This is a genomic window from Chitinophaga sp., assembly GCF_017745275.1.
Lineage (GTDB): Bacteria > Bacteroidota > Bacteroidia > Chitinophagales > Chitinophagaceae > Chitinophaga.
The window spans coordinates 581,964-592,041 of sequence record NZ_JAGHZS010000006.1; the positions used below are offsets into that span (position 1 = coordinate 581,964).

11 protein-coding genes are annotated in these 10,078 nt (G+C 46.3%); 7 read left to right on the top strand and 4 right to left on the bottom strand.

The window, feature by feature from the left end:
* Nucleotides 1-74: 74 nt before the first annotated feature.
* On the bottom strand, nucleotides 75-1,346 hold the full coding sequence (gene icd / locus J7623_RS19435) for an NADP-dependent isocitrate dehydrogenase (RefSeq protein WP_291923423.1): 1,272 nt from the start codon (nucleotides 1,344-1,346) through the stop codon (nucleotides 75-77).
* 190 nt (nucleotides 1,347-1,536) lie between these two features.
* Here icd and J7623_RS19440 point away from each other — a divergent pair, with 190 nt between their 5' ends.
* The 6 genes from J7623_RS19440 (at nucleotide 1,537) to J7623_RS19465 (ending at nucleotide 5,963) form a co-directional block, all read left to right on the top strand.
* Nucleotides 1,537-2,142, top strand: coding sequence for an SGNH/GDSL hydrolase family protein (locus J7623_RS19440; protein ID WP_291923425.1), 606 nt, complete (start codon nucleotides 1,537-1,539; stop codon nucleotides 2,140-2,142).
* A gap of 42 nt (nucleotides 2,143-2,184) precedes the next feature.
* Nucleotides 2,185-2,853, top strand: coding sequence for an FAD-binding oxidoreductase (locus J7623_RS19445; RefSeq protein ID WP_291923428.1), 669 nt, complete (start codon nucleotides 2,185-2,187; stop codon nucleotides 2,851-2,853).
* A gap of 173 nt (nucleotides 2,854-3,026) precedes the next feature.
* Complete coding sequence (locus tag J7623_RS19450; RefSeq protein ID WP_291923430.1) at nucleotides 3,027-3,767, top strand: DUF5668 domain-containing protein; 741 nt, start codon at nucleotides 3,027-3,029, stop codon at nucleotides 3,765-3,767.
* Nucleotides 3,768-3,816: 49 nt separating this feature from the next.
* On the top strand, nucleotides 3,817-4,170 hold the full coding sequence (locus J7623_RS19455) for a DUF4288 domain-containing protein (protein ID WP_291923432.1): 354 nt from the start codon (nucleotides 3,817-3,819) through the stop codon (nucleotides 4,168-4,170).
* Between the two features lie 10 nt (nucleotides 4,171-4,180).
* Nucleotides 4,181-5,245, top strand: coding sequence for a histidine kinase (locus tag J7623_RS19460; protein ID WP_291923434.1), 1,065 nt, complete (start codon nucleotides 4,181-4,183; stop codon nucleotides 5,243-5,245).
* Nucleotides 5,223-5,963, top strand: coding sequence for a LytTR family transcriptional regulator DNA-binding domain-containing protein (locus J7623_RS19465; protein ID WP_291923435.1), 741 nt, complete (start codon nucleotides 5,223-5,225; stop codon nucleotides 5,961-5,963). The genes J7623_RS19460 and J7623_RS19465 overlap by 23 nt, the downstream gene beginning before the upstream one ends.
* A gap of 9 nt (nucleotides 5,964-5,972) precedes the next feature.
* Here the strand turns inward: J7623_RS19465 and J7623_RS19470 are convergent, their stop codons facing one another.
* From J7623_RS19470 to J7623_RS19480, 3 genes are read right to left on the bottom strand one after another with little or no spacing between them, the layout of a single operon-like run.
* Nucleotides 5,973-6,362 (bottom strand): hotdog domain-containing protein, encoded by a 390-nt coding sequence (locus tag J7623_RS19470; RefSeq protein ID WP_291923437.1) that lies wholly within the window; start codon nucleotides 6,360-6,362, stop codon nucleotides 5,973-5,975.
* Nucleotides 6,363-6,385: 23 nt separating this feature from the next.
* On the bottom strand, nucleotides 6,386-8,284 hold the full coding sequence (locus tag J7623_RS19475) for an Nramp family divalent metal transporter (RefSeq protein WP_291923439.1): 1,899 nt from the start codon (nucleotides 8,282-8,284) through the stop codon (nucleotides 6,386-6,388).
* A 32-nt stretch (nucleotides 8,285-8,316) separates the two neighbouring features.
* A complete protein-coding gene (locus J7623_RS19480; RefSeq protein WP_291923441.1) occupies nucleotides 8,317-8,976 on the bottom strand; it encodes a metal-dependent transcriptional regulator in 660 nt (219 codons plus the stop codon).
* A 130-nt stretch (nucleotides 8,977-9,106) separates the two neighbouring features.
* Here J7623_RS19480 and J7623_RS19485 point away from each other — a divergent pair, with 130 nt between their 5' ends.
* Complete coding sequence (locus J7623_RS19485; protein WP_291923443.1) at nucleotides 9,107-10,048, top strand: hypothetical protein; 942 nt, start codon at nucleotides 9,107-9,109, stop codon at nucleotides 10,046-10,048.
* Nucleotides 10,049-10,078: the final 30 nt, after the last annotated feature.

Here is a 10,078-nt window from a genome sequence, read left to right on the forward strand (position 1 = left end):
GCGGATGAGTAACTTAATACTCGCTTCTATCATTCGCTCTAATAGCTTTTTGCTTTCAGCTTTATGCTTTCTGCTTAGTGTTGCATTTGTTTAATTACTTCATCCGCAAACTCGCTGGTTTTAACCAGGGTAGCATCATCCATCAGGTTGTAGAAGTCGATGGTAACGCGTTTACGCATGATAGCGGTGCTCAGGCCGTGAACAATGATTTCAGCGGCTTCTTTCCAGCCCATGTACTCCAGCATCATTACACCACTCAGGATTACTGACGATGGGTTCATGGTATTGGTGTTGGCAAAGCGGGGAGCAGTACCGTGTGTAGCTTCAAATACGGCATAGCCGGTATTGTAGTTGATGTTAGCGCCAGGGGCAATACCAATACCACCCACAGCAGCAGCCAATGCATCAGAAATATAGTCACCGTTGAGGTTCAGTGTAGCTACTACTGAGTAGTCCTGTGGCGCCAGCAGAATCTGTTGGAGGAAGTTATCTGCGATCACATCTTTAATCAGCAGTTTACCTTTTGCCAGTGCTACTTTCAGTTCTTTGTTAGCTTCTTCTTCACCAAGTTCTTTCTTGGTTTTTTCCCAATGTTCCCAGGTGTAAACGAATTCACCGAATTCTCTTTCTGCCAGTGCATAGCCCCAGTTCTTGAAACCACCTTCTGTGAATTTCATGATGTTGCCTTTATGTACCAGGGTAACAGAAGGACGTTTGTGTTCCAGTGCGTAGCTGATAGCAGCGCGTACCAGTCTTTCCGTTCCTTCTATAGACACGGGTTTGATGCCCAGTGAAGATGTTTCCGGGAACCTGATTTTTTTAACGCCCATTTCATTTTGCAGGAAATCGAGCAGTTTTTTAGCTTCTGGGGTACCAGTCATGTATTCAATGCCGGCATAGATGTCTTCTGTATTTTCACGGAAAATCACCATATCCACTTTCTCCGGGTGTTTTACGGGAGAAGGTACTTTGTTGAACCAACGAACGGGTCTAACACAGGCGTAGAGATCCAGTTCCTGGCGCATCGCTACGTTCAGGGAGCGGATACCGCCACCAACAGGGGTAGACAGTGGTCCTTTGATAGACACCAGGTATTCTTTCAGGGCATCCAGCGTTTCTTTAGGCAGCCATTCACCTGTTTGCTGGAAGGCTTTCTCACCTGCCAGTACTTCTTTCCATTCAATTTTCCGATCACCACCATAGGCTTTTTCAACAGCTGCGTCGAATACGCGAACACTGGCTTTCCAAATGTCCGGACCTATTCCGTCGCCTTCTATAAATGGGATGATGGGTTGTGCGGGGACCTGTAACAGGCCATTGTTCATCGATATTTTTTCTGCCGGCATAAAACGGTTTCTTTATGCGTTACGTAATTGTTGTAATCGGGTGCAAAGGTAACGCTTTTCCCCTTAAAGACTGGCCAGTTTCTGTGTTAATTGTACAAATTCTCCAGCTGCATATAACTTTTTGCTTATGTTAGGATTAATGTTATTTTGCTGCACATTTTTCGGCAGCAACAAAATCTTAGATACTACCATGGCTCCCATTACATATCTCGCCCTGGGCGATAGTTATACTGTTGGCGAACAGGTCGCCTATTCCGAATGTTTCCCTGTACAAACCGCCGCTTTACTACGCCAGCAGGGCGATCCCGTGGAGGCGCCACAAATCATTGCCACCACGGGCTGGACTACCGGTGAACTGGCAGCAGGTATTGAAGCCGCACATATTACGCAAACATATGATATAGTAACCCTGTTGATAGGAGTGAATAACCAATACCGGGGCTATGCTTTATCTGCCTACGAAACGGAATTTACGGCCCTGTTACAGCAGGCCATTGCATTTGCCGGCAACCGGCCGTCACATATAGTGGTATTGTCAATCCCAGACTGGGGCGTAACGCCATTTGCTGCAGATCGCGACCGGGAAAAGATTGCCAGGGAAATTGATGCTTTTAATGCTGCCAACAAAGCCATTGCGCAACGTATGCAGGTGCCTTACCTGGATATCACCGGTTTTACCCGGGAGGCTGTACATGATAAGGAGCTGGTGGCGGGAGATGGATTGCATCCTTCCGGAAAAGACTATGGCCGCTGGGCCGCCGCCCTCGCACCACTATTGCAACATGCTTTGCACTAAGCCGAAAAATACGCTACATTCATATATCAGAAAACCTAAACCATGGAAAGCCATATCGTCAAAATTCTTGCAGTTACCCCTGTAACGCATAATGTTCGTCAGTTTACCGTTGAAAAGCCCCAGGGATACACCTTTGTGCCGGGGCAGGCTACTGAAGTGTCTATCAACAAAGCCGGATGGGAGGAGGAAAGACGGCCCTTTACCTTTACCAGTCTGACCAACTGGGAACACCTGGAGTTTACCATTAAAATTTATGATGACCATAACAGCGTCACTCATGAGCTGGGACAACTAAAAGCCGGTGATGAACTGATTCTCCACGATGTATGGGGAACCATACACTATAAAGGCGAAGGCGTGTTTATTGCCGGGGGCGCCGGTGTCACCCCTTTTATTGCTATCTTACGTGATCTGCAACATAAAGGACAACTGGGTACTAACCAGTTGATCTGCTCCAATAAAACCCTGTCTGATATTATTTTGAAAGATGAGTTTGAAGGTATGCTGGGCAAGCGTTTCATCAATACGCTGACAGAGCAGGAGGTGCCTGGGTACGACCATCATACCATTGATGAAAGTTACCTGAAAGAGAAGATTACCAATTTCGACCAGCATTTTTATATCTGTGGCCCGGATCCTATGGTACAGCAACTGAAAGCCATTCTTACCCGGCTGGCTGGCAATGAAGCCCTGGTGACTGTAGAAATATAAGCAGCCTGTTAATAATATACCCGGTAATAGTTGGTGGAAATGACCGGCCAATTATTACCGGCCGTTTTTACCGGTAATTTCCTGCCGTTTACCGGTAAGTGTACCTGATTAGCCTAAACCCACTTTTGAAAGCAGCCCACCCGTTCTACATTTGTATCATAAATATTAAAACAATGAAAAACGAAGATATTGAGGAATCAAGAAGAAAGAGCCGGTCCGTGGGGGGCTTTATCCTGATCATTATAGGTACCGTGTTATTATTACAACGTTTGGACCTGGATATCCCCAGCTACTGGCTTTCCTGGCAGATGATCCTCATTGCAATAGGTATTGTATTAGGTGTTCGTCACGGGTTCCGGGTAGGAGGATGGATGGTGATGGTAGGTGTAGGCGTGGTGTTTCTCCTGGGCGAAATACAGAACTGGCCTTATGATACGGCCCGGTTTATCTGGCCGGTAGTGATGATCGGCATTGGGCTGTTAGTAATTTTTAAACGAAACTTTTCCACACGGGAATGGGCCGAGAAGAAAAAGCAGTTTGGCGGAGCCGCTGTCACTTCGGTTTCCGGCGATGATGTACTGGATGTAACTGCCATTTTTGGAAGTGTAGACAGAGTAGTTACTTCTAAAACCTTCAGAGGTGGTGATGTAACAGCTATCATGGGAGGTTCCGTTATCAATTTTATGAAAGCCGATATTGAAGGCACCGCTACCCTTGACGTAACGGCAATTATGGGAGGATGCGAAATTATTGTACCGGCTAACTGGAACGTAAAGGTGGATATCAATTCCATTATGGGTGGTGTGGACGATAAACGATTCCTGGACCTGGTACCTCCGGCAGGGCAGGGAAAGCTGCTGGTACTGAAAGGAACCTGTGTGATGGGAGGAATTGAAATCAAAAGTTACGCCTGATAAATCACCATATCTCACTTTTCTATTTCCAACTTTTAAATCTTTTTTTATGCATTGGTTTGTTGCGAAAGTAGTATATCAGATCATCTGCGGAGAAGGTAATCATACCCCGCAATTTGATGAACAGTTAAGATTGATTAGCGCTGTTACCAAAAAAGATGCCTGCGATAAAGCCCGTGAAATTGGTATACAGGAACAATATGCTTTTAAAAATCAACAACAGGAACTGGTACAATGGAAGTTCATCAATGTGCCGGAAGTATATACCCTGGATCAGTTGACAGACGGAATGGAATTGTATTCCCGCATTGAAGAACCGGGAGATCCCAATTCTTACATTGCCTGGTTGCAAATGAAATCTGCTCAACTGCAGGGACAACAATATTTTGAACTCAACGTATAAAACGGGACTATTGGTAAAGCAAATCATAAAAGGTACAGCCGTATGGTCATTCATTTGCTCCTTTCTGATCTGGCTGCTGATTTACGGAGGATTACTGTACTACTGGTTTGATCTTCCGTTGGGGCAGTCTGTCACCGACAGCCTGGTACATGTGATATTGCTGGCTGCCACCAGTGTCATCATCAACCACAACGTTGCTTATTACCGCCCAGCGGCAGGCTCTATGAAGTTTGGATATGTAGCCGTAGTGAGCTTTGCTTTGGCGGTGTTGTGGGTATGTTTGAGCCGTTGGTTGCTGATGAATGCCTTTCCCAAAGACCTGGAGTATCAGACGTGGTTGAATCATGCGATCCCTATTCATACGTTGGTAGGTTGGATGCTGACGTATGGAATTGGATTCAGGGCCCAGATCTGGTACGATGCAGAAGAACAACGGGAAACGCTGAAACGCCGCGAAACTGCTGAGAAAATTGTGAGAGAAGCGGAGCTGTTTAAATTACGGCAACAACTGCAGCCACATTTTTTGTTTAACAGCCTGAACTCTATTAACGCATTGATCATGTTGCGGCCGAAAGAGGCCCGGGAAATGGTGTTAAAGCTCTCTGATTTTTTAAGAGGCTCACTGAAGCGGGAAGATGATCAGTGGATTTCTTTTGCAGAAGAACTGAAGTATTTGCAATTGTACCTGGATATTGAAAAAGTGCGTTTCGGTCACCGGTTGGCGACCGACATTATATCCGGAGAAGGTACAGACACCCGGATGATGCCGCCCATGCTACTACAACCGGTTGTTGAAAATGCCATTAAATTTGGCTTATACGATACCACCGGTGATATTACCATCAGCATAAAATCCTGGGTAGAAGACAATATGCTGTATATATCCATACAAAATCCATTTGACAACGAATTGCAACAACCACATAAAGGCACCGGATTTGGTTTGACTTCCATACAACGAAGACTTTATCTATTATTCGCCCGGCAGGATCTGATGGAAACATCCGCACACGAAAACATTTTTACCACCACTATCAAAGTACCACAAACCCATGATAAAAGCAGTAATAATTGATGATGAACCATTGGCCCGTGAGGTAGTAAAAGAATACCTGCTGAACTTCCCGCAGATCACCGTGATGCAGGAATGTAATGATGGATTTGAAGGATTAAAAGCAATACAACAACATCAGCCGGATCTTATTTTCCTGGATATACAGATGCCGAAGATTACCGGTTTTGAAATGCTGGAACTGGTAGAAAATATGCCCGCAGTAATTTTTACCACCGCGTTTGAAGAACATGCCATCCGTGCTTTTGAGGTACATGCCGTGGATTATTTGCTGAAGCCTTTTTCCGGTGAACGTTTTGAAAAGGCCGTAAAAAAGTGGCTGGATCAGTTCCAGGCGCCTGCCGTTGCTGATACAACGGCGCTGCTGGAAACAGCTGCCACTATGCCGGCGCAAAGCAATCGCGTAGTCATTAAACTGAATGGTAAAATAAAAATTATCCCGGTACAGGATATCCACTATCTCGAGGCAGCGGATGATTATGTGAAGATTATTACCCAGGAAGGTAGTTTTCTGAAGAATAAAACCATGGCTTTCTTTGAGAAAATGCTGGATCCACAGCAGTTTACGAGAGTACACCGTTCTTACATCCTCAACATAAATCAGGTAACCCGTATTGATCCTTACGAAAAAGAAAACCACCTGGCGATATTGCGCAGTGGCGCCAGGGTGTTAGTAAGTAAAACGGGTTATCCCCGACTCAAGGCGGCGCTGGGATTGTAGGTGTTTTTCCTACAATCCTGCGAACAGCCTTTCCAGCTTTTCCTTTGTTAATATTTTTTGTACCTGTATGCCGGTGGCAATTATTTTGCCGCCGGATACCGCTTCATAACTACATGTAATTTCGTGGTGCTGTAACTGTGTGATGGTAGCGGTGAAAACTACTTCGCTGCCCACCGGTGCGGGGCGCAGATGTTCTACCGTAAGCCTGGTGCCTATCCCTTCTTCATGTGCTTCTTTCATTTCCAGTACAAATAAACGGCAACACCATTCCGCATCTCTGGCCAGCGCAAAGGTGGCATATACAGGGTGTACATTCCCGGTATCGAATCCGGCGCTGTCTTCCGGACGCACAATGCGGCTGAATTGCCGGGTATCACCTGGTTTGAAGAGAGGGTACATGTTAGTTCGTATATTCGTTAGCGTTATTTCTCTTTAGGGTCCTGGTACCACTGCACCACCAATACGGGTACCTGCACCTGGTGTCTTACCTGGTTGGCGGTTTCGCCATATAGCCAGTCTTTGAATCCTTTGTGTCCGTGACCGCCGAGTACGAGGAAGTCGGCATTTTCTTCTTTAACGATGCGGGCAATTTCCCTTGCGCGGCGACGGAAACCAAGTACTCCTTTGGCGTTGATATTACGGCTTTTCAGCAGGGCCACATAGGTATCCAGTTGCTCCTGGTCACGGCGGGTTTCGAGATCGTCCGAGTCGTGGCCAAAGTATTTGGCCGATGCACTTTCTACGATATGGATCAGGATATATTGCGTGTGTTCGTTGCCGTGAGCAATGGCATTGGTGATTACTTCCCGGTCTTTGTTGGTGAAGTCGAGCGCCATGGCGATGCGGTTGTACACCGGTTTTTCCATGTTGCCGAGTGATACCTGTGTGGTATGGATGCCGGCAGCGGCATCCTCCCGATAGCGCCTGCGCAGCGGGTGAATGATGGTGATGAGCAGCAACACCACAAAGCCTGCACAGCCTGTGATGATAAGACCATCTATCCAAATATTTCCAGTACCGGACATATAACTGAAGGCTTCTGTAAATACCATCCGCATATTAAGGTACACTAATAAAATGGTGACTGCCCAGCTGAAAATTTTGGTGGTGGTAGAAATAGCAAAGTTACCCATGGTTTTCTTATCGCTCACGAAATGTATTAGCGGAATGATGGCGAATCCCAGTTGAAGACTTAATAACACCTGGCTAAATACCAGCAGGGCACCCACTTCGTCATCGCCGGCAATGAGGATGGTCAGTAATGCCGGTATGATAGCGAGCAGGCGGGTGATGAGCCGGCGCAGCCAGGGATTGATACGCAGCCGGAGATAACCTTCCATTACAATTTGTCCTGCCAGTGTACCGGTTACCGTGGAGCTTTGTCCGGCAGCAATCAATGCTATCGCAAAGAGGATGGGAGCCAGTTTACTGCCCAGTAGCTGATCCAGCAGTTTGTGGGCATCCTGGATCTCTGCTACATCGGTGCGGCCACTTTTAAAGAATACGGCAGCTGCCAGAATGAGGATGGCAGCATTTACCAGGAAGGCGAGGTTCAGTGCAATGGTGCTGTCGAGGAAATTCATTTTGATAGCCTGTTTAATACCAGCATCATCTCGTTTTATTTTCCTGGTTTGTACCAGCGCAGAGTGGAGGTACAGGTTGTGCGGCATGACGGTAGCACCTATAATACCAATGGCAATGTATAATGCAGTGTTGTCGGGAATAGATGGAATGAAGCCTTTGACTACTTCGCCCATTTGTGGTTTTACTAAAATTAATTCTACGAGGAAAGAAGCGCCAACGACGGCTACCAGTGAAATGATAAAGCCTTCCATTTTACGGATGCCATAGCGTTGCAGGATCAGCAGGAGGAAGGTATCAAGTACGGTCAGGCTCACGCCCCATATCAGTGGCAGGCCGGTGAGCAGTTGTATACCAATGGCCATACCGAGTACTTCGGCGAGATCGGTGGCGGCGATGGCAATTTCTGCCAGCACATATAAAATGAAATTGACAACGGGTGGATAGGTTTCACGGTTCGCCTGTGCCAGGTCACGGCCGCGCACAATACCAAGGCGGGCGCTCAGGCTTTGCAACAGCAGGGCCATAAGGTTACTCATGAGGAGAACCCACAGCAATTTATATCCGTATTGACTACCACCGGCGAGGTCGGTGGCCCAGTTGCCGGGATCCATGTAACCTACGCTGACCAGGTAGGCCGGGCCAAAGAAGGCAAATATCTTTTTCCACCTTGACTTTCCACTGGTTTCTACACTCTGATGTACCTCACTTAGCGATGTGGATGAATGTATATGTTCCATGCTCATGTATATAGAATTCCTGATCTTACTGGTTAAACAGGTCTGACCATAATATGTTTGGCCACCTGTTCGCTGATAGTAATAGCAGGTTGTTGTTTCAGTTTTATTTCGATAGAGTTGTCATATTCATAATGCGCGAGGATTTCCAACTGGGTACCCAGTTTAATTCCTTTTGCATTCAGAAAGGCGAGAAGAGCGGTCGATTGGTCGGTAACCGCTGTGACCACCAGTCTTTTGGCGTTGGTTTGATCCAATGAGGTTTGTGGTCTGGGTTTGGCCAGTTTGCCGTTGGCATCGGGAATGGGGTCTCCATGTGGATCCAGTACCGGGTTACCAAGGAATTCGCTGAGGCGGTTGGTGAGTTTTTCACTGCGTACATGTTCCAGCTCTTCTGCCAGTTCATGTACTTCTTCCCAACTGAACAACAATTTATCTACCAGGAAACATTCCCATAAGCGGTGGCGCCTTACAATTTGCAGGGCAGCTTTCCTGCCATCGGACGATAACACAATGCCCTGGTATTTTTCATATTCGATGAGCTTCTTCTCTTTCAGCTTTTTGGCCATGTCTGTTACCGAGGCTGGCTTGGTATCCAGCTCATAGGCCAGTGCATTGGTACTTACCGCCTCATCGCCTTCCTGCAGCTTGTAAATAGACTTAATATAGTTTTCCTCTGCCACTGATAAATTCATGCTATCTAAAATATTATTTAGACAAATCTAAATAATAAATATGAACTTTTCCCTATCCGGTATGTTTTTTGATTTTTGCGGCGCATATATAAAAATTATATCTAACTTTTCGCCAAGAATTAACTGTTCAATGAAGCGTTTCCTTTTATTATTACTGGCTATTGGTGTTTTAGCAGCCTGCAAATCGAAGAAGAAGTCAGGTCGTGGTGATGAGCCGATGACACTTGAAGAATTTCAGGAATTATTCACTCCCGGCACGCTGCCTTACAAACTAACAGCGGACACACTGCAGTTGAAAATGGCCGATTCCCTGTCGCTGGATACTTCCGCCATGCGGTTTCTCACAGATACCCTGACCACGGGGGATTTTACTAAAAGTGATCGTGTTACCTATTTCCCTTTGCAACGTATTCCGGGTGGTATCGTGAATTATATGGTGGTGAAGGCGGTAGGAAGGTCCCAGTCAGTTGGTTACCTCTGCTTCATGGACAAAAAAGGGAAGTTCCTCAACCGTATAAAAGTAGCTAATACCGGTAGTGCAGATGGCACCTTGATGTCGTTGTTGCTGGACAGCAAAAATGTGATTAAAATCAGTAGCGAAAAAAGATTGTCCGGTACCCGCAGCGCGTTGAAGGAGGACTTCTATACCGTGAATCCCAACGGCTCCGTTACGCTGATCATGACTAACTCAAACGGCCCAACGAATGCAGGACAGATATTCAATCCTATTGACACGTTGCCGCGTAAGCATAAGTTTTCCGGTGATTATACTTCCGGCGATATGAACATTGTATCTATCCGGGATGGAGAAGATGCGAAGTCGTTCCAGTTCTTTATCACGTTTACAAAAGACAACGGTAACTGTAAAGGAGAGTTGAGTGGTAAAGGTCATTACCTGGCGGGCAATCGTGGTGAGTATAAAGACAAAGAATCGTCCTGTGGTATCTCTTTCCAGTTTTCTTCCGGCAGGGTGAATATCCGTGAAATTGGCGGCTGTGGCGCCTACAGGGGCATCAAGTGTTTCTTTGAAGGTGGTTTCGTGAAGAAGGCAGAGAAGAAGAAAAAGAAGTGATTTGAGTCGTCCTAGAATAGGTTGACAGAT